This is a genomic window from Parabacteroides sp. PFB2-10, from assembly GCF_029893085.1.
Taxonomy (GTDB): domain Bacteria; phylum Bacteroidota; class Bacteroidia; order Bacteroidales; family Tannerellaceae; genus QVMG01.
In genome coordinates this window covers 332,434-357,834 of sequence record NZ_JARXWI010000002.1, presented here as the reverse complement: position 1 = coordinate 357,834, position 25,401 = coordinate 332,434, and the positions used below count along the sequence as shown (strand labels likewise).

The 25,401-nt window shown below is 42.3% G+C and carries 22 protein-coding genes and 1 pseudogene; 21 read left to right on the top strand and 2 right to left on the bottom strand.

Going from position 1 to position 25,401, the window contains the following annotated elements; all coding sequences use genetic code 11:
• Window positions 1-492: 492 nt before the first annotated feature.
• The 11 genes from M2137_RS03365 to M2137_RS03315 all read left to right on the top strand — a co-directional run bounded on the left by M2137_RS03365 (window position 493) and on the right by M2137_RS03315 (window position 9,608).
• Window positions 493-2,937 carry an RHS repeat-associated core domain-containing protein gene (locus M2137_RS03365; protein ID WP_280765044.1) on the top strand — a complete coding sequence of 815 codons (2,445 nt, stop codon included), beginning with the start codon at window positions 493-495 and terminating at the stop codon, window positions 2,935-2,937.
• 2 nt (window positions 2,938-2,939) lie between these two features.
• Complete coding sequence (locus M2137_RS03360) at window positions 2,940-3,326, top strand: hypothetical protein (protein WP_280765043.1); 387 nt, start codon at window positions 2,940-2,942, stop codon at window positions 3,324-3,326.
• A 185-nt stretch (window positions 3,327-3,511) separates the two neighbouring features.
• The gene (locus M2137_RS03355; RefSeq protein ID WP_280765042.1) at window positions 3,512-3,859 is read left to right on the top strand and encodes a hypothetical protein; all 348 of its coding nucleotides are present in this window, start codon (window positions 3,512-3,514) and stop codon (window positions 3,857-3,859) included.
• The gene (locus tag M2137_RS03350) at window positions 3,847-4,188 is read left to right on the top strand and encodes a hypothetical protein (protein ID WP_280765041.1); all 342 of its coding nucleotides are present in this window, start codon (window positions 3,847-3,849) and stop codon (window positions 4,186-4,188) included. Before M2137_RS03355 ends, M2137_RS03350 begins: the two co-directional genes overlap by 13 nt.
• Before the next feature lie 3 nt (window positions 4,189-4,191).
• Window positions 4,192-4,542: a hypothetical protein gene (locus M2137_RS03345; RefSeq protein ID WP_280765040.1), complete on the top strand. Its 351-nt coding sequence runs from the start codon at window positions 4,192-4,194 to the stop codon at window positions 4,540-4,542.
• 119 nt (window positions 4,543-4,661) lie between these two features.
• Window positions 4,662-5,105 carry a DUF4279 domain-containing protein gene (locus M2137_RS03340; protein WP_280765039.1) on the top strand — a complete coding sequence of 148 codons (444 nt, stop codon included), beginning with the start codon at window positions 4,662-4,664 and terminating at the stop codon, window positions 5,103-5,105.
• Window positions 5,106-5,159: 54 nt separating this feature from the next.
• A complete protein-coding gene (locus M2137_RS03335) occupies window positions 5,160-6,653 on the top strand; it encodes an RHS repeat-associated core domain-containing protein (protein WP_280765038.1) in 1,494 nt (497 codons plus the stop codon).
• Between the two features lie 11 nt (window positions 6,654-6,664).
• Window positions 6,665-7,165, top strand: a complete 501-nt coding sequence (locus M2137_RS03330) for a JAB-like toxin 1 domain-containing protein (protein ID WP_280765037.1) — start codon at window positions 6,665-6,667, stop codon at window positions 7,163-7,165.
• A gap of 2 nt (window positions 7,166-7,167) precedes the next feature.
• Window positions 7,168-7,707: a hypothetical protein gene (locus M2137_RS03325; RefSeq protein WP_280765036.1), complete on the top strand. Its 540-nt coding sequence runs from the start codon at window positions 7,168-7,170 to the stop codon at window positions 7,705-7,707.
• A gap of 17 nt (window positions 7,708-7,724) precedes the next feature.
• A complete protein-coding gene (locus tag M2137_RS03320; protein WP_280765035.1) occupies window positions 7,725-8,315 on the top strand; it encodes a hypothetical protein in 591 nt (196 codons plus the stop codon).
• 273 nt (window positions 8,316-8,588) lie between these two features.
• Window positions 8,589-9,608, top strand: coding sequence for a BF3164 family lipoprotein (locus M2137_RS03315; protein ID WP_280765034.1), 1,020 nt, complete (start codon window positions 8,589-8,591; stop codon window positions 9,606-9,608).
• Window positions 9,609-9,637: 29 nt separating this feature from the next.
• Here M2137_RS03315 and M2137_RS03310 read toward each other — a convergent pair whose 3' ends face one another.
• Entirely contained in the window at window positions 9,638-10,105 is a 468-nt protein-coding gene (locus M2137_RS03310; protein ID WP_280765033.1) for a hypothetical protein, read from the bottom strand.
• Window positions 10,106-10,318: 213 nt separating this feature from the next.
• Between M2137_RS03310 and M2137_RS03305 the strand changes: the two genes are divergently transcribed.
• The 10 genes and pseudogenes from M2137_RS03305 (at window position 10,319) to M2137_RS03260 (ending at window position 23,852) form a co-directional block, all read left to right on the top strand.
• Window positions 10,319-10,552, top strand: a complete 234-nt coding sequence (locus M2137_RS03305; protein WP_280765032.1) for a hypothetical protein — start codon at window positions 10,319-10,321, stop codon at window positions 10,550-10,552.
• A gap of 134 nt (window positions 10,553-10,686) precedes the next feature.
• Window positions 10,687-11,511 (top strand): 3-methyl-2-oxobutanoate hydroxymethyltransferase, encoded by an 825-nt coding sequence (gene panB / locus M2137_RS03300; protein ID WP_280765031.1) that lies wholly within the window; start codon window positions 10,687-10,689, stop codon window positions 11,509-11,511.
• Between the two features lie 34 nt (window positions 11,512-11,545).
• Entirely contained in the window at window positions 11,546-14,398 is a 2,853-nt protein-coding gene (locus M2137_RS03295; RefSeq protein ID WP_280765055.1) for a M16 family metallopeptidase, read from the top strand.
• On the top strand, window positions 14,398-14,850 hold the full coding sequence (locus M2137_RS03290) for a DUF4268 domain-containing protein (protein ID WP_280765030.1): 453 nt from the start codon (window positions 14,398-14,400) through the stop codon (window positions 14,848-14,850). Before M2137_RS03295 ends, M2137_RS03290 begins: the two co-directional genes overlap by 1 nt.
• A 55-nt stretch (window positions 14,851-14,905) precedes the next feature.
• Window positions 14,906-17,431, top strand: a complete 2,526-nt coding sequence (locus tag M2137_RS03285; protein ID WP_280765029.1) for a M1 family aminopeptidase — start codon at window positions 14,906-14,908, stop codon at window positions 17,429-17,431.
• A 48-nt stretch (window positions 17,432-17,479) separates the two neighbouring features.
• A complete protein-coding gene (locus M2137_RS03280; protein WP_280765028.1) occupies window positions 17,480-18,199 on the top strand; it encodes a DUF3784 domain-containing protein in 720 nt (239 codons plus the stop codon).
• Window positions 18,200-18,319: 120 nt separating this feature from the next.
• Window positions 18,320-20,464, top strand: a complete 2,145-nt coding sequence (locus M2137_RS03275) for a hypothetical protein (protein WP_280765027.1) — start codon at window positions 18,320-18,322, stop codon at window positions 20,462-20,464.
• 129 nt (window positions 20,465-20,593) lie between these two features.
• Window positions 20,594-21,673 (top strand): annotated as a pseudogene (locus tag M2137_RS03270) (glycoside hydrolase family 88 protein); the annotation flags it as partial.
• 53 nt (window positions 21,674-21,726) lie between these two features.
• Window positions 21,727-23,376: a glycoside hydrolase family 28 protein gene (locus M2137_RS03265; protein WP_280765054.1), complete on the top strand. Its 1,650-nt coding sequence runs from the start codon at window positions 21,727-21,729 to the stop codon at window positions 23,374-23,376.
• 17 nt (window positions 23,377-23,393) lie between these two features.
• On the top strand, window positions 23,394-23,852 hold the full coding sequence (locus M2137_RS03260) for a VTT domain-containing protein (protein ID WP_280765026.1): 459 nt from the start codon (window positions 23,394-23,396) through the stop codon (window positions 23,850-23,852).
• Window positions 23,853-23,867: 15 nt separating this feature from the next.
• Here M2137_RS03260 and M2137_RS03255 read toward each other — a convergent pair whose 3' ends face one another.
• Window positions 23,868-25,370: a hypothetical protein gene (locus tag M2137_RS03255; RefSeq protein WP_280765025.1), complete on the bottom strand. Its 1,503-nt coding sequence runs from the start codon at window positions 25,368-25,370 to the stop codon at window positions 23,868-23,870.
• Window positions 25,371-25,401 lie beyond the last annotated feature (31 nt).

Below are 25,401 nucleotides of genomic sequence, written 5' to 3'. Positions count from 1 at the left end.
AAAGAATTCAAACTACCCCACCGCTGCGAGCAGCGGTCCACCCCCTTCTTTTCTAAGAAGGGGAGCTTTTGGATACTTATTTCGGTACTCCTTGGATCTTCACAGATTACAATATTTGAATCCCCCACTAACCCCTAATTTCCTTTCTTTCCAAATCTGATTGCCTGACATCCTGAAATTCATTTCATTCGATGAATGGCTATCTGACCTTTTATTTGTTCTTTTCGCGGAAAGAAAGAAGGGGCAGAAGCTCTATAATATATAATGTATAAAAAGAGATCTCGTAATCTACTTTAAAGGTATGTGAGGATTGGAAGATTTTCATTTATGTGGCTGAAGGCTACTGTGGGTCTGCAAGACCGAGTTCCGGAGGGACGAAGATTTAGCCCAGGGTAAGCAGGCCGAAGGTCTGTGCCACCCTGGGGATTTATGAATGTGTAATAATGAGTTCTGTAAGAACGAAAGAATAAATCCAATCTCCATACATCCTATATGTATAAGTATAACGAACGGGGCCATTGCATTGCCAAGAAGCTGCCGGGTGCGGACTGGATCTATTATATCTACGACAAGGCGGATCGGCTGATCTTCAGCCAGGATGGTGAACAGCGTGCGCGCAGCGAATGGCGTTTTACGATTCCCGATCTTTTTGGACGGGTGGTATTGGAAGGAATCTGTAAGAACTCCCTCTTTTACGATACAGATCCGCTGCAAGGTACCGTGGTGAAAGCTTCCCATACAGGAGGGACAAACACTTATAAAGGGTATACCTTCAGCTATCCGTTGACCACCGCCACGGTACACTCGGCCTGGTACTATGATAACTATAGTTTTTGCAACTATAATGATGTTCCCGCGCGAAGCAGTAGTACCACCGATTTTAAGGAAGAGACACGCTCGGGTTATTCCATTGTAGACGCGACAAAGACACAAGGCCTTCTGACCGGCGAACTGCATATGATGCTCAAAGGAACGACAACGACCCTCTCTACGGTTTACTATTATGATAACCGCGGGCGTATGGTGCAAACAAAACATAAAGACCATAACGGGAAGATCAATAAGGAGTTTCTCTCCTTAGCCTTCGATGGCTTGGTGGAAAAACGCTTCCTCTCGCACCGCTCGCCGACAAATACGGAGTACACCGAGGAATACCTCTACGCCTACGACCATGCCCGCCGCCCAACGACCACGACGCATAAATGGAACGGTGCGTCGACAGGGGTGGTATTGGAGGCAAACACCTACGATGCGCTTGGACGTATAAATAGTAATGTACCGATGGGGATAACCCGTATGCAGTCCACTCATTCCTATGATGTGCGCTCACGAGCGGAATATATCACCCGGGGCTTTTTCAATCAGCACTTTGGCTATACCTACGGTAGTAATATTGCCTCCTATCAGACCTATCTCTATTATGGTAATAAGAAATACGACTTTACCTACGACGGTCTGGGTCGCCTGACGAATGCTGCTTTCAGCTTAAGTTCAAGCAGTAACTTTGCTACCTCGTATACCTATGACAAAAACGGCAATATGGCGACCATCCAGCGTTATGGCCGTAAGGCATATCAGACCTACGGGTTGATCGACCAGATCACGACGGTACGTGATGGAAACCGTATTGTGAAAGCGACCGATGGGGTGGCCAACTTCCCCGATAGCCAGTCCCAGGATTTCAAGGATTATGTGAATAAGACAACGGAGTATACCTACAACCAAAACGGAGCAATGACCCAGGATCAGAACCGGGGTATCACCTTGGTGACATACAATATCCTGAACCTTCCGGAACAGATCGATATCAAGAGTCCGGTAGCGGAAGCAAGGAATGAATACTATTACAGTTCAGACGGAGTGAAACGCCGTGTGATCAGGAAATGGAACCCGAACTATTCCACTTCGCCGGTGATTGGTTCGGCTATCAACACCTCATCCTTGACTCAAACCGAGACGACGGATTATGTGGGGAATGTGGAATATGTGAATAATGTCTTGAAAAGGGTCTATGTAGGCGCTGGTTATATCGAAAATAATGTGTATCATTGTTACCTGAAAGATTACCTGGCTAATACACGGTTGGTCGCGACACCGACGGATTCGATGTACCAATGGTTAAATTATTATCCTTACGGAATGCTCTATGGCGATAGAGGAGACCAGGGTCGACAACAGATAAAGTATGGCGGCAAAGAGTTTGATGATAAGCACGGCTTAAACCTATACGACTTCGGTGCCCGCTTCTACGACCCGGCCTTAGGTATTTTCCTAACCCCGGATCCGCTGGCGGAGAAGTATTACAGTACGAGCCCGTATGCGTATTGTTTGAATAATCCGATGCGGTTTGTGGATCCGACAGGGAAATGGATAGAGTCAGCGTGGGATATTTTTAGTCTTGTGACCGGTGCTAAAAATTTTGTCGAAAATGTCAAACAAGGTAATGTTGGTGCAGCAGTTGTAGACGCGATCGGGGTTGTAGTCGATGTGGCTGCAGTGGCTTTGCCAGTAGTGCCGGGAGGTGCAGGAGCTGCAATAAAAGGTGTTCGAGCCGCAGATAAAGTTGTTGATGCTACTAAAGCAGCTAAAACGGTTGATAAAACGGCAAATGCCACGAAAGCGCTTAACAGAACAACAGAAGGCACGAAAGGTGCCCGATTTGTGGGCGATATTGACGGCAAAGTGATAGATTTGCAGACTACTCCAAAAGGGTCTTATATACATCCGGATGGTAGTCGGACGGATGTATTGCAAACTCGTCCTCACTTCGATAAGAAAACACAAACAAGTCATGGGACGAGTCATACGCATGAGAAATATACAAATACACGACCTGATGGGACTGTTCAAGAAGGTCCAGATCTTAAAAAAACACATATTCCTACCTACGAGGAAGTAGAGAGAATAAGAAATGGACAAGCCATAAAAACAAAATAATAATGAGAAAACATATTTATAGAAACGAAGAGGTCGATAACATAATTTTAGATGAAAGTTTGCTTTTATCCATAGAATGGATATATAAAGAACATCCAATAATTGAAATTAAAATAGACTGGTGCGGTCAAGAAGATCTAAAAGACGAGATTGTATTTTTAGAAATGCAAACGAAGTTGGTATTTGACTACGCAGGAAATATTGATTTTAACTTCAAGCATTCAGGAACTTGGAATAGCGGGGCATTAGAAATAACAGAATTCTCTTATTTAAAAAAAGGAACCATGTATATGATCGAATTCAAGTTCGATTTTTCTCCAGTTGGGTATATACGGTTTAATTGTGCTGATTTCTATTTTGAAATTATTGAAGAAAATGTACCGAAGTAGGTAGACGCATAGCAAGTTTCGCTTTGCTTTTGCATAATGGAATTAAAATATAAAGAAGATGCGTAAGAATACCTTGAATTTAGCAAGTTTGTAAAGAACTTCTCTAAGTTCCTTTTTGCAAAAGAACAAAACTACATAAAAAGAAGTATTCCTAAAGAAGAATACAAATATGATAGATGATATGTATGGAAAGTTATTGGATTGATAATATATACAATTTGATTCGAGATTTCTCGAATATAGATGATCAGAGAAAAAATTGGCTTGGATTAAATCCTAATAAGGTATCATCATACTATGAAGATATAAATATGTTAGATGATAATTGTTTTGATGATTTTATCGCAGAATGGAGGAATAAAAATATGGATAAAAAAACTTTGAAAGAGATGGCTCGTTTCAGAAAAATTTTAAATTCATATGAGGATAATATTCATCAAAAAGAATGGGGTGATGAAAAAGTATTAGACGATCCTAATTGGATAAGAGTAGTTATGCAAGCAAAAAAAACAATAGACGTTTGGAAAGTTTGATTGATCTTGGATATAAGAGCTCTTTTTGGCAAAGGAGTTCATATAAAGGGTATACCCTCAACTATACATTGAACAACATTACGGTACACTCGGCCTGGTATTACGATAACTATAGTTTTTGCAACTATAATGATGTACCCGCAGAAACTTTTCATAGGCAAATAAAACCGAATATTCTTAATAAAGCAGGTGATTTCTCTAGGATGGTTGGGAAAAACCCAGATGTTAAAATTGTTAATGGCAAAATCAAATTAACTGGTACTGGCTCGTTCAAAGGGAAAAGTTTTAACACAGGCTTGGATGCAATAGACTTTTTTGGAGGATTTTAAATAATGAAAAAATATATATATAATTTACAAATTTCATGTTCTGCAGAGGAGCAGTTAGATGAGGTATCGAAACTACTCCGCATAGAACCGACTAAGCGGATAGGTAATATTTGGTGTCTTGAAGTGGAAGAGACTGAGAGCGATGAATACTTTGATTTTGTAGATTACTTTCTGAGTATTCTTGAAGGAAAATTTGCTCTATTAGAATTGATTGGAGTGGCAAAATCGGATATCAACATATGGTTTTTATATCAATACGAAGGCCAGTGTAATATAGAGTTCTCCGCTAATGATCTAAAACTGCTTGGGACTAGTGGTGTTAGACTTTGTATCTCATGCTGGCCTTCAGGATAATTATTATTAAAATAATACTGCTGACCGACTAAAATTATGCGAATGGTGATTATATTAATAGTCACACAGGAGAATGGATTGGAAATTTATTTGACTATATCTACTAAACTATGTATCAGATGAAATGTGATTATTTTTTAGATAAAGTATTTTGCGAATTTACTGTTATTACTCATGATGAAGATTGCCATATTGTGACAAAGGAAACAGGTATAAAACCTTGTAGATTTTTTAATAAAGGTGATAGGTTTACTTCAAAGTACTCTCCAAGAATTGGCCGTCAACCTCATGGATTGTGGGCAATACAATCTACGCCTGTGATTAGTGAAGAATTAGATATTTCCCGTCATATACAGTATTTTCAGAAGCTTTTTGAGGATAAGATGGATATAATTGAAAAGCTAAAAAATCAGTATCATTTCGAATGTGTATTTTCTATAGATATTGAGACTGAAGATGCTGGTGTTGGATTTGATTTAAATGAAGCAGAGGTGACTTTTATTCAAGCAATATCCTCAAGGTATAGTTGTCATTTTATGACCAAAGAGAAGATTGATAGATAAACATAACTATTCGAGTAAAGTTGATTTTTTTATCTTCTGCAAAAAGAAAACTACGTGAAAAAGGAATTATTCATAATAATCACCCTATTTTTCTTGTTTGGAATCAGATTTGTTTCTTATGCCTTCGATGGCTTGGTGGAAAAACGCTTCCTCTCGCACCGCTCGCCGACAAATACGGAATACACCGAGGAATACCTCTATGCCTACGACCATGCCCGCCGCCTAACGACCACGACGCATAAATGGAACGGGGCATCGACAGGAAAGGTCTTGTCGGCAAAAACCTATAATGAGCTGGGGCAGTTGTTGACTGATAAGAAAGGCAACTCCTCCAGTATGCAGGCGGCTTATACGTATGATGTCCGCTCTCGTTTATTGACAATTGGTGAGACCAATTTTTCAGAGACTTTGACATATAGTTATGGTAGCAATATTCTGACGGGGCAGACGGCAGTAAATGGTGTAACCCGTAAATATACCTATGGCTACGATGGACTGAACCGTCTGTTATCTGCTACCAAGAACAGTGGCACGGGCGACTATGCTACAAACTATACGTATGATAAAAATGGCAATGTGATGACCATTAAGCGCTACGGAAATTCAGCGGCAAGCAGTTGGCCATTGGTTGACAATATCACAACTGTACGTGACGGCAACCGTATCCAAAGTGCTAATGATGCTGCCGGCACAATTACCTATAGCCTGTCACAGGACTTTAAGGACTATGTAAGCCAGGCGACCGAATATACCTATAACCAGAACGGAGCAATGACGCAGGATAAGAACCGGGGCATTACCTCCGTTACCTACAACATCCTGAACCTTCCGGATCAGATCGATATCAAGAGCCCGGTGGCTGAGGCACGGAATGAGTACTATTACAGTTCGGATGGAGTGAAACGGAAGGTAATCAAGAAATGGAATCCGAACTATTCCACTTCGCCGGTGATCGGTTCGGCTATCAACACCTCATCCTTGACTCAAACCGAGACAACGAATTATGTAGGGCATGCAGTGTATGTAAACAATAGTTTGAAACGAATTCTTACGGAGAATGGTTATATAGAGAATAATAATTACTATTTTTATGCCAAGGATCATTTAGGTAGTAATCGAGTGGTGATGAACGGTTCGGCCTCAAAGGTACAGTGGACAAATACGTATCCTTTCGGCATGAGTTATGGCGAAGGTCAATCTCTTGAGCTCCAGCCTTACAAATACACCGGTAAGGAGTATGATAATAAACATGGTTTGAACCTGTACGATTACGATGCCCGCTTCTACGACCCGGCCTTAGGTAGGTTTATGACCATGGATCCGCTGGCGGAGAAGTATTATTCGGTAAGCCCGTATGCGTATTGTTTGAATAATCCGATGCGGTTTGTGGATCCGACGGGGATGTTTATTGATGACTACAGGTTGTTACAGAATGGAATGATCGAACTTTTGGAACGAACGAAGGATGATTATGATAGGTTGTTTGTTGCGAATAAGCCTGAAATAGATCCGCTTATTGTGTATGACACGTCTATTTATCTGACTTAACTCAGGACAGGATGGATTATAATGGAAGGTATGCGGTAAGTAATAATAGGGATGAAATGTTTAAAATATTCTATTATGGAGCAATGCATTCCGATGTGGAGTTTCGGATAGATGGATATAGAACCGGATCAGGAGTAAATGAGTATTTTGTTGGGACTTCAGGTAAAGAAAGTGCATCTTTCCCTTCGCTAAATTTGGATCGCTTTAATAAGTTTGATATGGTTTTTAATATGCATTCTCATCCCGGGGATAACAAGGGGTGGGAAGGGACAAAAGGGGCTTCTGGTGTCGACATACAGAATGTTACAAGTAGATACCAAAGTTATAGAAACGCAGGAATGACACATCCGGATCAATGGTTTAAAACAAATGGCAGAAATACAGTATTTCCAAAACATTATGTATTTCATAAACTAAGCTCTACTTTATACCATTATACACCGTGGCAGAGTAATGTGTTTATTCGAAAAATCAACAGTCCAAAAGGGCTTTACAGAAACTTAGGATTTTAGTTATGAGATGGATAGTATTTTCTTTTGTTTTTATTTTCTTTGCTTCATGTTTGTCAAAACGAGAACAATTAATAGCAAAAGAGAATAATGAAACAGAAGCTTTAGGTAATGGTGCTTTATCATTAGAACTACTTGCCCAGATCGAAGATCTGATACAGCTTTACGATGATAGAAAATCTGAAATATCTACAGAAACAAACATGATAAAAATGGAGTTCAGAAGATCAAATGGTGAATGTTTTTTGGTTCTTTATGATATGCCTTATTATCAGAGAAAAAAATTAAAAGGCTATGAAATAGTCAATTCGTATATGATTTATTATGATGACAATGAGGATGAACTATATGTGAATATGTATAATTTAGACGAAAAATGTAATTGTGATCTTGTTGATTTTGACAAATTAGAGACAGAACCTCTTGCCGATTATACTGAAATAGAAAATTCAGATCTACGCGAAGGTAATTTTGACCCTATTGGACGAATTTATAAGATCCATAGTAGAGATAGCCTGGAGCTTGTTTTTGAAGGGTTTATATAAATACTTAAGATTTAGTCATGAGATGGATAGTGTTATTTTTTATCGGATTAGCTCTACTGGCAGTCGTAGGATCCTGCAAGAAGAAAGCCTCGGATCAGCCCAATGAAGCAACAGAGGTGGAGGATGTTCTCCTTACTGACGAAATGGAGGATGCTTTATCACCCGCATTATCTTCAGCTATTAAAAGTACGATCTGTTTATACGATAGTGTTTATAATAATAACGAATTATTTTCTTTTTGGAAAGAGTATGCAAATATTATCAAAGTTATTTTTACTAAGAAAAAAGATGATTGTTATGTCACAATAATAGATTGTCTATATTATCAAACATATTTATTAGCTGGATACATACTTTACCAAAAGTATATGATTGTGTTTGACGAATATGATCCGATAGAACATGAGTTGTATATAAAAGCATCCGGTTATGACAATTCATGTAATTGCAATCTTGTAGATGTTGAAAAATTAAGGCATGATACTCCGCCTCAAGAATTCCATAATGAAAACTCCGAATTTGTAAATTATGACTTTGATGGTATAGGAAGAAGATATAAAATCCATAACAGAGATAGCCTGGAGATTGTTTTTGAAGGATTTATATAAAGAAATGGAATCCGAACTATTCCACCTCGCCGGTGATCGGTTCGGCTATCAATGCCTCATCCTTGACCCAAACCGAGACAACGAATTATGTAGGGCATGCAGTGTATGTAAACAATAGTTTGAAACGAATTCTTACGGAGAATGGTTATATAGAGAATAATAATTACTATTTTTAGGAGTAAATAAAAACATCTATTTTGCTGTGCTTTACAAATACAATTTTTATTTATGAATTATATATACAGAGTAGTTCTTTTGATGGTCATAATATGTATGTTTGCATCATGTGATACGAAACATAAAGAATTCTCCCCGCCAGCTTTTGACAAGCAGATAAATGTGAAGTACTCAGTTGTTCAGGATACATTTTTACTGAAAAGTCCCAGGGAAATAATATCATTTGACAATTATATTGTAATAAATGTTTTAACCGACAATAACAATCTTCATGTTTACGATAAACAAACTGGAGATTATCTTGGGGGATATGTGACAAGAGGACAAGGACCGGAAGAAATAGCTACTTGGTGTGAATCTCTTGATTATAATAAAAATGAAAAAAAAGTGACCGTACTGGAGGTGAACACAAACCAATATTTTATTTTTACCGTAAATGATGATCCGGAAAATCTATTGACATTCGATTCGAAAAAAGATTTCACGGAAAACAGTAAAGAAGGTATCGAAAGGCCATCGAATTTATTTATAATTGACGAAAATCTGTATTTATTAGACAGCCGAGTCTATCCTCCATCCGAGAATCACAACCGTCGATTTTCATTGAGAACAGAAGCCGGAGAAAAAACGAGTGAGTATAATGATTTTTCTACTGATGATTTTTGGGCATATACAGGAGCTAGTCAACGAGTATCCGTTTCACCAAATAGAATGAAATTAGCGCATGCCACTTTCTATGGGGCTGTTTTGGAAACATTTAAGATAGGTAATACAATAGATTTTATTCAGGAAAAACTTTTCTATCCTATTATTTTAGAAGATAAAAATAACATGTCCTCTATTCCTACTGATGAAACTATTCAGGGCTTCTTAGATATTTGTACATCAGACGAGTATATTTTTTCAATTTTGATTGGAAGTAAAGAATCCAACAACAAGAATATTTCTGTCTTTGACTGGAACGGAGACCCCGTAATACGTTTTAACACGGATATAGACCTCTACAATATATGTTATAATAAAGAGGACAACTCGATATATGCAGTTGCAATGACAGAAGATTATGACTATATGTTGGTGAAATTTGATATTTCTAACTACTTAGCTCCTTCTTAGTACATGGCAAAATATTTGCCACAACCTTCTTACTGTTCTACTTTAAACCTGAGTCTAAGTCGCCCATCGGTATAATCAGTAGTCAATATTTTAAAACGACCAATCTCTGATGTGTTTTTAACGTGTTCGCCAATGCAAGCGCATTTATCGTAATCGCCAACGCTGACAATGCGTAATGTCTCACTTACATTTTCAGGAAGTTTATTTAAATCTATCTCATCCGGGACATTCTCTTTAGAAACAAATGAAATGGTAACAGGCAAATTCTTAGAGATAATGTCATTTACGGTATTTTCGATTTCCGCGAGTTGTTCTTGTGTGGGAGCCTCATTTAAATAGTAGTCACACTTGCTCTTTTTTCTTTCTATATGACTATTACGTGAACGCTGGCAACCGAACATGCGCACCATTGTCTGATTCAGGATATGCTCTGCTGTGTGCATAGCCGGATTGGCATACTCTTTATTACTTTTGTTGATATCTGTTGTATCGATCATAGGAATTGGATGTTTAATTAGCGTTTTGAAAAGCGAAATTATCAAATAAAAAGGAAATCCCGAGAAAAACTCCAAAAATAAAGCTTGCTTCGACAGGCTTACATGGTAGATCGAGAGGGGAGAAATAGCTAATATATTGGAAGATAAAACAAACTGAAAGCTTTTCTTGTTATTATATAAAAAGCATATAATAATATATAAACAAAAGAATTTATGACACCAAAAAGAACTTACAGAAAGACTGCCCAACAGGATCCTATAAGACTGGTAAAAAGGTATTTGAAGCATTTGACTTTTGATGAGCTGGGAACTGTAATTGCTTGGGCCGAACGTTACCGAAAAGAAAAAATAGGTAACGAAGAATTACAACTGATTAAACAAAAAGAACAGTTGGAACAAAAGCTCAAAGAGCTGAAAGAAATGGACGAAAAGATGAATGATTTTTGATCCGTAAAGGAATGATAAAGTGTTAGGCAGGTTGTTTTTCGTGACAGCCTGCCTAATCTTTTTTTAGGGAAACGGTTTCTGATTGATTATTTATTTACCTTTGCCCGCTGTAGCTATAACTTAAATAATAGATTATGTCAGTTGCAAAAAGAGATTCAGAAAACAGGAAGGTGACGACTCACCGCCTGATCGAGATGAAACAGCGGGGAGAAAAGATTTCCATGCTGACAGCTTATGATTACTCCATGGCTCGTATTATTGACGAAGCAGGTATGGATGTTATTTTAGTGGGCGACTCCGCCTCAAACGTAATGGTGGGCAATGTGACCACATTACCGATTACGTTGGATCAGATGATTTACCACGGTAAAGCGGTAGTCAACGCTACTAAAAGAGCTTTGGTTATTGTTGATATGCCGTTTGGTACTTGTTCGGGTAATCCGCTGAAATCATTAGACGCGGCTATTCGCATCATGCAGGAGACAGGAGCCGATGCTCTGAAAATTGAAGGTGGGAAAGAAATCATAGAAGATGTAAAAAAGATAATAGACGCAGGCATTCCGGTTATGTCACATTTAGGATTAATGCCGCAATCAATTAATAAGTATGGTACCTACACGGTGCGTGCGAAAGAAGAAGAAGAGGCTGAAAAGTTGATAGCAGATGCCCACATGATGGAAGAGATAGGATGCTTTGGCCTTACCTTGGAGAAAATACCGGCCAAACTGGCAACCCGTATAGCATCAGAACTAAATATACCGGTAATTGGCATTGGAGCCGGAGGCGGTGTCGACGGACAAGTATTGGTGATGCACGATATGCTGGGACTGACTAAAGGCTTCTCACCACGATTCCTACGTCGTTATGCCAACCTGGAAGAGGTGATCACCAGTGCCGTACAAAACTATATCGAAGATATAAAACGACAGGATTTCCCGAACGAAAAGGAACAATACTAAATATGGAATGAAGAAAACATATTTTACTCTTATGATGTTGACCAGTTCTTTGTTATTAAACGCGCAAACACCCGAATCTTTGCAAGTAAAAGAATACACCTTACAGAATGGGCTTACCGTTTGGCTGAATGAAGACCATAGTCAGCCTAAGGTTTTTGGTGCCGTATTGGTAAAGGCAGGGGCAAAAGACTCTCCTGATACAGGGATACCGCATTATTTCGAACACATCATGTTCAAAGGGACGGAAAAGATCGGAACATTGAATTATGCCGAAGAAAAGCTCTTATTGGATTCCATCGAAGTAAAATATGAAGCATTAGCCCAGACGACAGATCAGGCAGAGCGCGCACAGATACAACAAGAGATTAATGCCTTAAGCGTAAAAGCTGCCGACTATGTGGTGCCGAATGAGTTCGACCGATTGATCACGCGTTATGGCGGTTCCGGATTGAATGCCGGCACTTCCTATGATTATACGGTCTACTTCAATACCTTTTCTCCGCAATACTTCGCTCAATGGGCAGAGATCAATAGCGAACGGTTGCTGTCGCCTGTTTTTCGTCTTTTCCAGAGTGAACTGGAAACAGTTTATGAAGAGAAAAATATGTATAGCGATATGATGGGTAGTCAGGCAATAGAGCGGTTGACAGAACGTTATTTCCGCCCGCATCCCTATGCGTATCCAATACTGGGAAATACCGAAAACCTGAAGAATCCAAGCCTGAAGGAGATGCGGAAGTTCTTCGAAACCTATTATGTGGCTTCCAACATGGGACTCATTCTTTCCGGCGATTTCGATGCGGAAGAGGTGATGCCTATCCTTGAGAAAACATTTTCACGTATTCGACCGGGCAATATCCCTCGGAAAGAACCTGTCGAGCTGCCCGATTTCAAGGGAAAGGAATCGGTCGATATAAAGTTTCCTGTTCCGGTAGTAAAGGCGGTAGCCTTGGGATTTCGTGGTGTCCCGGCGAATCACAGTGATCAGGTGGCACTGAATATAGCCGTAGGTCTGTTGAATAACTCCAATGGTACCGGATTCTTAGACAAACTGATGGTCGACGGCCAGGTTTTATCAACCATGGCGTTGAATGAAAGCATGAATGAGGCAGGCATCCTGGGTGTTGTTGTTATCCCGAAACTTCTTTTCCAAAGCAATAAAAAGGCGGAGAAGCTGGTGTGGGAAGCTATCGATAAAATTAAAAACGGAGACTTCAGCGAGGAAACATTCCAAAGCCTCAAACTGGAACAGAAGCGGGACTATATCTCCAGCCTGGAAGATATCAACTCGCGTGCGCAGTTGATGATGCGTATCTACTCACAAGGCAAAAGCTGGCACGACTATATGGAAAGCCTGACGGCTATCGACCGGCTGACGCGGGAGGATATCAGTGCGATTGCTCGCAAGTATTTTTCCGACAACCATCTGCATGTCACGAAGAAGACGGGGAAATACCCGAAAGAATATCTGCCGAAGCCTGCATTCACACCGGTTACTCCACCGCACAGAGACTCTTCTTCCGTGTATGCCCGTGAGCTGGAAAAGCTTCCGGTGAAAGAAATACAACCGCGCTTTATCGATTTCAAGAAAGATGTAGAAAGAATCACCCTGCAGGAACAGGCCACCTTGTTTGCAACCGAGAATCCGGTTAATAACATCTTCACCTTGAACCTTTCGTATGGTGTGGGCACACTGGAACGTCCGGTATTGCTCTATCTGGCGAGTTACCTGAATTACATCGGGACGGAGCAGAAAACATTCAATGAGTTTCGCGAACGCTTGCAGGTATTAGGCAGTACCCTCTCGTATGAAGCAACCGATCAGGAGTTTATTGTGAAGGTAACAGGCTTCGACGATCATTTTAAAGAGACCGTAGCCATGGTTTCCGAATTCCTTACGTCACCTAAAGCGGATGAAAAGAAAATCAAGCAGGTGATCGATGAAGCGAAAATAATGGAGAAGGGCTTTGTGAAATCGAATGACAACCTGGCCAAAGCCCTACTTGAGAAAGTGAAATACGGGGAGCGCTCCCGCTACCTGAAGAAGCTGCCCCTTTCCGATGTGAAGAAACTGAAAGGAGCGGATCTGTTAAAAGAGTTTTCCTCCGTACAGAAAGTGGCTTGTCATTTCCATTACACCGGGACACTTGCGGCAACCAAGGTGGCCGATGTATTGAAGACAACCATGCCCCTCACCATGCAAACCGCGAGCCAATCGCCCATATACCGCGAGTCGTTGGAATATGATAAACCAACGGTCTTCTTCCTAAATATGCCGGATCTCTCGCAATCCATTATCTATGGATACACCAAAGGGGATCAGATAACCGATATGCACTTGCGCCACGCCTCCAGGCTTTTTGCCGGTTATTTCGGTGGCGATATGTCTTCTATTATGTTTCAGGAGATCCGTGAGTTTCGTTCGTTTGCCTATCGTGTATCAGCCTCTTTTGTTGTTCCTCCGTTTAAACAGGCCGGACAGCCTGGTGAGTTCATTACCATGCTCTCCACGCAGGGCGATAAAACCCTGGATGCTCTGACCGTATTGGATGAACTGATCAAGAATATGCCGGAGAGACCGGAGAGATTGGATGCATTCAAGCAGACGTTGAACAACTATATTAGCAACGATTACCCCTCTTTCCGGCGCATATCCTCCAAACTAGCCTCTTATTTGCGCGAAGGATACAGCGAGGATCCGAACAAAGCCTACCTGGCCGATATCCAGCAGATGCAAATGGATGATATCATCCGTTTCTATGAATTGAATGTAAAGGATAACCCAATGGTTTATATGATTGTTGGAAACTCCAAACATATTGATATGAAACGCTTGGCACAGTTTGGCACCATTGTAGAACTGAAAAAGAAAGATATCTATCGTTAATGTATAGCCGCGAAGAACTGAAGCAGTTGAAAGTAGAGTTTTGGGAGGGTTTTGCCGCCTACTGTGAGGTGCAACCCTATCTGCATGGACGAAAGAAGATGTGGAGACTCTACGATACAAAGGTGAAAGGGGTGGAGCTTAAGTTTGACGCCAACCGCCAGGGCGCTTATGTTATTCTTGAAGTGAATCATTCCAAAGAAGAATCCCGGCTCGAGATGTTTGAAAAGCTGACCTGGTATAAAGAGTCATTGGAGAAGGGCATGGAAGAGTTGATCTGGGATATCTGCTTTGTACGCGAATCAGGTGAACAGGTTGCCCGGGTTTATACCGCTCACGAAGGAATAGACATACACCGGCGTACGCATTGGGGAGATTTCTATCGCTTTATGGCAACGCAGATGTATCAATTGGAGAAGAACTTTCTGGCGATAGCCGACTATCTCAGAGACTGAAAGATACTTGGCTTTCCTGAAAGACTACATAGTTTAATCCGTAAATCTAACCGGTATGACAAAGACAAATAGCCTTTTAGGCTTTTTATTGGTGTGTGTATTTATCTCTTGCAAACCCTCTGTGGAAGAGGATAAACACGGTCATTTATTAAACCAGGGCGTTAGCGCAGAACTAGCTGAATTTCGAAAAGAAAACTACCGGGAAATAGCCTATTCACTACACTTCGATATTCCCGATTCACTCGGACAACAACTCCAGGGCAATGCAAATATTTCGCTTGTTATAGCCAACAACCAGCCACTCATTCTTGATTTCTTTACAAAAGAAGAGTGGATAAAAGAAGTTGTTTTGAATGGCGAGTCGATTGATTACCGGTTTAAAAACGGACATATATTTATCTATCCGCCGGAAGGCCGGGAAGTGTCCAAGCATACGTTATGTGTCCGCTTTGCCGTCAACAGCCACTCCCTAAACCGTGAGAATGAGTTTCTGTACACCTTACTTGTCCCCAATAAAGCCCACACGCTCTTCCCCTGCTTCGATCAACCGGATCTAAAAGCGAATTATACCCTTTCCCTGCATCTGCCCAACGGATGGGAAGCCGTTAGCAACAGCCCGGTAGAGTCTGAAAAAGACGGAGTGATCCGTTTCCGGGAGACAGAACCGCTTAGCACCTATCTCTTTGCCTTTGTTGCCGGAAAGTTCGATAAGGAAAAGCAGGAACGCAACGGTCGTGAAATAACCCTTTACCATCGGGAAACCGATCCCAAGAAGGTTGCCCAATGTCCTGACATTGCTAAAGAGGTCTTTGATGCTCTGGAGTGGATGGAAGAATACACCACGATCCCTTACCCATTTGCCAAATATGACCTGATTATTCTTCCCGGCTTCCAGTTTGGTGGAATGGAACACACAGGAGCCACACTCTATAACGATCGCCGTATGTTCCTAAACGAACAACCTACATTAAATGAAAGACTTAGTCGGAGTTCCCTGATCGCTCATGAGACGGCACATATGTGGTTTGGCGATTATGTCACCATGAAATGGTTTGATGACGTATGGACCAAAGAGGTCTTTGCCAATTACTTTGCGGCACGCATGGTTGAACCATTGTATCCGACTGTCAACCACGACCTGAACTTCCTACGCAGCTATTACCCGGCCGCCTATTCGGAAGACCGAACCGCCGGTACCACCTCTATCAAGCAGGAGCTCGATAACCTCACAAACGCTGGCCTAATCTACGGACAGATCATCTACAACAAATCGCCGATAGTCATGGAAAAGCTGCTCGGCAGGCTGGGGGAGGAGTCTTTCCGTAAAGGCATTCAGGAGTATCTTCATACCTATGCCTATGGCAACGCTACCTGGGAGGAGTTGGTAGCTATTTTTGATAAATACACGGAGGAAGACCTGGAAGAATGGAGTCATGTGTGGATACATGAAAAAGGTATGCCGGAGATCGAGGCACATATCGAAAACAAGCAGTTGGTTGTTACTCAATCCGATCCTCTGAACCGGGGACTTATCTGGCCACAGGAAATAAGCTATACCCTGGTGGATGGGAACAGCCGGAAAACCATCCCCATTGTCTTTAAAATAGATTCACCCTCCATACGCATCGATTTTCCAGAGGCAAACAACCCCATTATATTGCCTAACAGCGACGGAAAGGGATATGGCTATTTCCCACTTAGCGAAGCCGACGCCCGTCATGTCATGATGAAGTTAAAGAGAAGCCGGGATGATGTCTTCTGTGGTTCTCTGTTGATCACCCTGTATGAAAATGTGATCCGAAAAAACATAGATCCTCAATGGTATGTGCAAGAGATACTGAGTTATATCTCCCAAAAGAACAACCCTTTACTAAATGCCATGGCACTAAGTAATATGGCTCGTTGTGTACAGCTATTCTCCATCGATACCCCTCCGGTCGAAAAGGCTTTGTGGCAGATGGTACATACGCATCCCGACCGCTCATTCCGCCTGCAGGCATTCCGTACCTATGCATCCCTGGCCGATAGCAACACAGCCATCGACCGCCTCTATACGGTATGGAAAAACAAAGAGCAACCGGGCGCTTGCCTGTTAAGCGAAAATGATTATACCGACCTTTCTTATAAGATGATGATGTATAAGCCCGACCTCTTGTCGGATATTTATCAGGAACAAATTAATCGGATTACTAATCCTGACCGCCGGGAACAATATGCCTTTGTCTCCACATTCATCCGTCCCAAAGAGGAGGAGGATCGTTTATTATACTTAGTAAAACTGTCTTATGCCATATCTAATTATAGCGAACCCTGGATCGTAAGTGCATTGAACTACCTTTACCATCCCAAGTTGTTGAAAGAGGAGGAAATAGAAAGGCTTGTGCATATGGGAGTCTATCTGGCAGAAGTAGCTAAGGAGCAGGGTGATATATTTCTTCCCACCAACTGGTTGCATGCTATCCTCTCTGATCAAACATCAGAAAATGCGCGCAAAGCCGTTGATAATCTTTTAGACCGTGGTGAAGAACACCCCCTACTGGTTAACAAAATTCTGCAACAGGCAGACCATTTGTATAGATAATAGGATATCAGGCACAACATATAATCACACAGAAAAAGAGAAAAGGGTATGGATAAAATAGCATTTATTATCATCGGGTTGTTCTTTATCGGCTTAGGCTTCATGCTCCACAAATGGCCTATGTTGATATCGGGGTATAATACCATGCCCAAAGAGCAGAGGGATAAGATTGATATTAAAGCGATTGCCCGCATTATGCGCGCCTGTTTTGCAGGGATGGGTGGCATATTGATTGTTATGCCGTTTCTGTTTGACCTGATCGGCCTTTCTTCCTGGAAAGATTCCCTACTATTGGTGGTTGTTTTTGGCGGAATAGCCATTATGATGGTCTTGGTCAATATGAATCCTTCTGTTAGGGCCATTGTACATACAAAAGCCCAAAAGATCACATTTTTGGTCGTAATTCTTTTCCTATTACTGATTTTCGGTGGTTTATATAAAACGGCTCAGCCGGCCCATATAACGGTTGCAAACAATCGATTAGTGATAGAAGGATCGTATGGCATATCTATTCCGCTGGAGCAAATAAAAGAGGTAGAGGTGACCAATACAGCCCCTTCGATGGATTATAGAAGGAATGGTTTGTCCTTCTCCCGTTATCACAAAGGGCATTTCCATTCAAAAGAAAAGGGTGCCCATCTGCTCTTTCTTCATAGCGGGCAACCTCCTTATCTGATTATTACCACCGAGAAGAATCAACGCATTGTGATTAACCGCTCCACCCCGGAGGAAATTTATCAACTCGAGCAGCAGATTAAGCGGGATTGAAAGAGGAATCTCTATAAATGCATCATTTTACAGGTAATTGTACATATTTACGTGTCGCGATTTGGGGTTTAGCTTACTTTTGTATTCTTCAACGAAAACTACATAAAAGAAGAAATACAAATGAAGAAACAACTGAATGTAACAAAATGGATATGGGCTGTTAGTGTGCTGTTCCTACTGGCCTGTACCGAAAAGGCATCCGAGAAGATCGACCGCTATGCCCTGGTAGAGCGAAATAACCCGCATGTAACAGAGTTTGAAGAATTATCTTCTCTATCGGTCGGTAATGGGAATTTTGCTGTGACAGTAGATGCCACCGGCTTGCAGACCTTTCCGGAACTATATGCTGCTGGTGTGCCGCTGGGAACACAAGCGCAATGGGGCTGGCATAGTTTCCCTAATACAGAAAAGCTGACACATGAAGAAACATTGAAAAACTATAATTTTCGGGGTTGGGAAGAGCCATACGCGGTACAATTCAATGACCCGGGACGCCCGCAAGACGCTGCCAACTATTACCGGATCAATCCCCATCGTTTGCATCTGGGGTATATCGGATTAGAACTGACGGACGAAAATGGCCAAAAGCTGAAAGTAGACGCCATCCAATCAATTAACCAGGAACTAAATCTCTGGGATGGAAGAATCGACAGCCGTTTCTCTATCGGTAACGACTCTGCCAGTGTAAGAACCGCCGTAGACCCGGTGAAAGACCGCTTGGCAGCTGAAGTGAATTCCGCAATGATCAGCAAAGGAACAATGCAGTTAAACCTGCGCTTCCCTTACCCTACCGGTCAGCACTCCGACGACGCAAGTGACTGGAATTCTCCGCAAAAGCATAAAACAGAGATTGTCTCCCAAGATGAATCCTCATTCGTATTGAAAAGAACATTAGACGAAACGGTCTATTATCTGACTGTTACATACAGCGGAAAAGCGACTGTTATAGAGAAAGAGGCTCATTATTTCGTTATTACTCCCGAAGCAGACAACTTCCATATCGCCTGTGAATTCACCGATCAAAGTCCGGCAAACAAAGTATCCATGGTAGAGGAAACCTTTACCGCTTCGGCAGCCTACTGGCAGGATTTCTGGCAAAGAGGGGGTGCTATTGATTTCTCTCGTTGCACAGACGAGCGTGCACCGGAACTGGAACGCCGGATCCTACTTTCACAATACATCATGGCCATACAGTCGGCCGGTATGTATCCTCCGCAGGAGACCGGATTGACCTATAACAGCTGGTATGGGAAATTCCACCTGGAGATGCACTGGTGGCACGCGGTTCATTTCGCCTTATGGAACAGGGCGGATCTGTTAGAGAGAAGTATGGACTGGTACACGCAGGCCTATCCTGTGGCAAAGAGTATCGCTGAGCGGCAGGGATTCAAAGGTGCTCGTTGGATGAAGATGACTGATCCTTCGGCTACCGAAGCGCCCTCCAAGGTAGGTTCCTTCCTGATTTGGCAACAGCCCCATTTTATCTATATGGCCGAACTGATCTACCGCAATAATCCTTCGCAGGAGGTGATTGACAAGTATGCTTTTCTGGTTAACGAAACAGCCGAATTCATGGCTTCATTTGCTACTTACGATGAACTGGAAGGCCGTTATATCCTGAAGGGTATTATCCCCGCGCAGGAGACCCTAAGGGCATCGGAGACCATCAATCCGCCCTTCGAATTGTCCTATTGGCATTACGCCATGTCGGTTGCCCAGCAATGGAGAGAACGCGAAGGCAAGAAACGTAAGCCGCAATGGGATGAACTCATTGACAAACTATCGCCTCTGGCTTATCAGGATGGATTGTATCTGGCTTCGGAAGATGCCGTCGATACCTACATCGATATTCGCTTCACTTCCGATCACCCGGCCATATTAGGGGCGTTGGGTATCTTACCACAGTGCAAATTGGTACGCCCGGATTATATGAAAAATACGCTCAACTGGATATGGGATAACTGGAACTGGGGGAAGACCTGGGGCTGGGATTACCCAATGACTGCTATGAGTGCTGCCCGTCTGGGGGATACCGAGAAAGCGGTAGGTGCTCTGTTGATGGAGAAACGTACCAATACCTATCTGGTGAATGGGCATAACTACCAGGATTCCCGCCTGCGCATCTATCTGCCTGGCAATGGAGGATTACTGACGGCTGCCGCCATGATGTGTGCAGGTTGGGATGGCAACACGGTGAAGACCCCGGGATTTCCTAAAGATGGTACATGGAATGTGGTGTGGGAAGATTTGCAACCTATGCCCTAAGTGACGGAGAGTAATATAAACGAACGTAAAGATTCAAAAGCCATAGATAATATGAAACGACAGATATTATTAATAGGATTATTTGTTCTAACGACATGCGCTATAAATGCCCAGAAAACAGCCATTCACTTTGCTGAATCGGAAATGAAACGTTTCCCCGAAGCCTGGCAACTGGATCATGGCAAACGCCTTTATTTCGGATATGGACAGGGGTTAGGATGCCGTGCGATGCTCAAGGTATGGGAGAAGACAAACGACCCTAAATACCTGAACTATGTGATTGCATGGGCTGATACCATCATCAATGAGCAGGGCGAAATTCATCTATACGATGTAGCCACCTATAATATCGATTACATCAATTCCGGAAAGGTATTGTTCGAAGTCTATAAGCAGACCGGAGACAAGAAATACCGCCTGGCTATGGATCGGCTGGTTGCTCAAATGAAGGTGCATCCCCGTACCCATGAGGGGGCTTTCTGGCATAAATTAATCTATCCTCATCAGGTATGGCTCGATGGACTCTATATGGGTTCTCCTTTTCTGGCGGAATATGCTGTCACCTTCGATCAGCCACAATGGATAGATGATGTGGTGAATCAATTCCTTGTTTGTGCGCGGCACACATACGATGCCCAGACCGGACTCTATTACCATGCCTGGGATGAGAGCAAAAACCAACGTTGGGCCAATAAAGAGACCGGACAGTCGCCTAATTTCTGGGGACGGAGCATCGGTTGGTGGTTTATGGCCTTGGTAGATGTATTAGACTTTATCCCGGCTGATCATCCAAAATGTCCGGAACTTATTCGTATGATCGAAAGATTGGCAGAAACACTTCCCCGCTATCAGGATAAAACGGGACTATGGTACCAGGTGGTCGACAAGGGTGATAAGGCAGGCAATTACCTGGAAGCCTCCGTTTCCTCCATGTTTATGTACAGCTATGCCAAAGCGGTAAACAAAGGATATATCGATCCAAAATACAGGAAGATAGCCGAAAAGGCGTACGATGGATTAATGAATACGCTTATTGTGACCAATGATGATGGCACCCTGACATTGACACAATGTTGCGCTGTGGGCGGCTTGGGAGGAAACCCTTACCGTGATGGTAGTTTTGAATACTATATCAATGAACGTATCCGTGAGAATGATGCCAAGGCAAATGGTCCCTTTATTATGGGTTGCCTGGAGTTAAACAAATGATGTATCTCAAAAGAAAGAATATGAAAAAGATACAATTTATGATGGCAGTCCTGATGGTGATGGTCTGCTTTTCATGCGATAAGAAGGTGTCGGATAGTCCGTATGCCTATCTATACAAAGACCTGCCGTTTGATATGCCGGTCATAACACCTCCTGTTTTCCCTGATTATAGTATCTCTATTACCGAATTCGGCGGCATTGGGAACGGCATTAACCTGGAGACAGATGCTTTTGCCCGGGCTATCGACCACCTGTCGGAGTGCGGAGGAGGACGCCTTGTAGTGCCTGCGGGTGTTTGGTTTACCGGTCCTATTGTATTGAAAAGCAATATCAATCTACATCTGGAAGAGAGGGCTATTATTCTCTTTTCCCCGGATAAAGATTTATATCCATTGGTAGAAACCTCTTTTGAAGGATTGGATACCTATCGTTGCCAATCACCTCTTTCCGGAAGAAACCTGGAGAATATCGCCATTACCGGCGAGGGGGCCATCGATGGAAACGGCCATTACTGGCGCCCGTTGAAGAAAGACAAAGCCACAGAAAGCGTATGGGAAGCGACCATTGCCAGAGGAGGCGTATTTAAACGGGATGATTATTGGATGCCTTCGGCCGCCTATCTGCATGGCGATACGACCAGTAATATGAATGTGCCGCAAAATCTTCAGACTCCCGAAGAATGGCAGGCATTGCGCGACTTCCTCCGGCCGGTCATGGTTAGCCTGATTGACTGCAAAAATGTATTCCTGCAAGGGGTAATCTTTCAGAACTCACCGGCCTGGAACATCCATCCGTTAATGTGTGAAAATTTGATTATTGACGATATACAGGTGCGCAATCCATCGTATGCCCAGAACGGCGATGGGCTGGATCTGGAATCGTGCAAGAATACCATTGTGGTCAATAGTACCTTTGATGTGGGTGACGATGGCATCTGTATCAAATCGGGCAAAGATGAAGATGGGCGCAAACGTGCCCGCCCCTGTGAGAACCTGATCGTACGCAACTGCACCGTATTCAAAGGCCATGGCGGCTTTGTTGTCGGAAGTGAAATGTCCGGAGGTGTAAAAAACATATCTGTCTCTCATTGTCAGTTTCTGGGTACCGACGTTGGATTGCGATTTAAAAGCCGGCGGGGACGCGGAGGTATTGTGGAGAATATCCATATATCACACATCAGTATGTTTGATATAGCCACCGAACCTGTTTTGTTTAATCTCTATTATGGCGGAAAATCTGCCGTAGAAACTCTGGAAGATAATGATCAGCCGGAAGCAGTAAAAGAGATCTTACCCCCGGTCGACGAAACTACCCCAGCATTCAGGGATATCTATATCCGGGATATTGTGTGTCATAATGCGCGCCGTGCCATGTACTTCTACGGATTGCCCGAACAAATGATCAACAATATACAAATAGAAAATTTCATTGTTTACTCCAAACTGGGAGCAGAATTGATAGAATCTGAAAACATAACCCTAAAGAATGTACAGATCTATACAGAAACAGCCCCGGCTATTCTTTTCAACAATGTAAAGAATGTTACGATAGAAGGATTCAAAACAGACCCTTCTTTAGGAACTATCTTTGCCGTTGGCGGCACACGGACGGAAAATATAACAATCAACACCACCTACAAAAAAGAAAAACTACATATCGCATCCTATCTCGATCCGGATGTTGTAACTTGCGCGAAAAAATAGAATAAGCGACAAGAATCATGGAATGGCTGCTTAACTTAGGCTACGTAGGCCTTTTTATCGGATGCTGCCTGGCGGGAAGCTTTATTCCGGTCAGTTCCGATGTGTTTCTGATCGGGATGCTACTCGCCGGAGGCAATGCCTGGATATGCCTGATTATCGGAACCATCGGATACTGGATCGGTAGCATGACCTCTTACGGCATTGGTTGGTTAGGCAAACTGGAATGGCTGGAACGACTGAAAATAAAGAAAACAAATATTGCTAAACAAAAGAAATACATTGACAAATATGGTGTCTGGGTAGCCCTCTTCGCCTGGATTCCTTTCCTGGGAAGTATGTCGATCTTTACATTAGGCTTTTACAAAGTAAAACCCAAAACCTCAGCTACCCTTATGTTAATCGGTTGCTTCTTCCGCTTTTTCCTTTGGACATTTATCCTAAAAGCTGCTCTGGGAGAACTGACAGAACTGGTGTGATAGTAGCAAAAGCGACTACTTCCCAAATATCGATTCTCGTATACACAAAGGCAATCCACTGCATGATTCTGAGATAGAAATATTCCAGTTCTCATCGATTTCTAAGCCGGCATAGGCCGCATACTTTGTATAGTCTATCGCACACGTAGTTTCCACATAACGACGCATTTCCGTCAAAGGCTGGCCGGCGACTTCAGTACATATCTGCCAGAATTCTTCCTCCGTAAAGCCACGGTTTTTCTCTTTGTAATATTGCCAATAGAGGGCTCGCATAACATCATCTAAGCTCCGGCGGTTATCCGTCATCTGCCTGATCTCTATATCCATCAATAGGCCAATAATAGGCCCCTTATCATAGTAAGATATACGGGTATCCGCGCCATTGGCATTGCGATTAAAGAAGTTTAGCCATATATCATAGCTGCTTTGCCGGAGGCTCATATGATTTTTACCGGTGTTGCCCTCAACCTTCCGGATAACGGCACTCATCTCTTTCAGGAAATAATCTTTATTGATAATACCTGCCCGCAAAAGGATCGGTAGCTCATAATAGACAGTAAACCCTTCGGATATCCAGAGTAGTGGCGTAAAAACCTCTCTATCATAATCAAAGGGACCTAATTCGATAGGGCGTATGGTTTTTACATTATAGAGGTGAAAATACTCATGTGTAATAAAAGAGAGAAAACCATGATACATCTCTTCTGTTTCAAAATGATAAGTTCCATAGGTAAAGCAGGCTTGCGAATTGAAATGTTCCAGGCCACCTCCGCCTCTTCCCATCAGAATAAAACAATAATCTTCATAAGGGACATCACCGATCAGCGCCGTACAGGTAGATATAATCTTCTTTAGATCACCCGTGAAGTCTTGTTCCTCTATTCCTTCCGGCGTTTCTAAAGCCAGTTCGTAGTGGTGTCCTTCATGCGTAAAATAACTGACCTGCTGGGTTCCGATATAAACAGGAGAGTCATAAAGAATATCAAAGTCAGCTGCATAAAATGTATTAGCATCTTCTGTTCTTTTTAGTCCGGTAGATATCTGTTTCCATCTGTCAGGTAATGTAAAACAAACCGATACGGGAGATTCCTTTTTCCCCTCAATATGCATATAGACACCATTTCCAGGGATAAAAGCCTTATCAGAGGTAACCATACATTCGGCTACACTTTGCGTATTGGCATACACACGATAGGAGAGGGTTATATCACGAAAAGCGCCATTGTTTATTACCCAACCATTCTTACCTTCTTTTTCCCAGGAAATAGGATTACCTTCTGAATCAAAGGCATTAAAGTCAACCACATTTTTGGGATAATCAATAATAATATAATAACCGGGTGCCCAGACCGGCATACGTAAAGTGGTTGTCTCTTCCGAAAGACCGGAAAGGGAAAGATTGAGATGAATATAATGCTCTTCCGGATCAAAAGAAACATCATAATGTATTCCCGTTTGCGAAAAAAGAGAAAGGGAGAAGAATATCCCCAACAGAAAAAGATAAACAGACCTTTTCATTTGTGTATATTTGTTTGTGTTTTTATTGTAG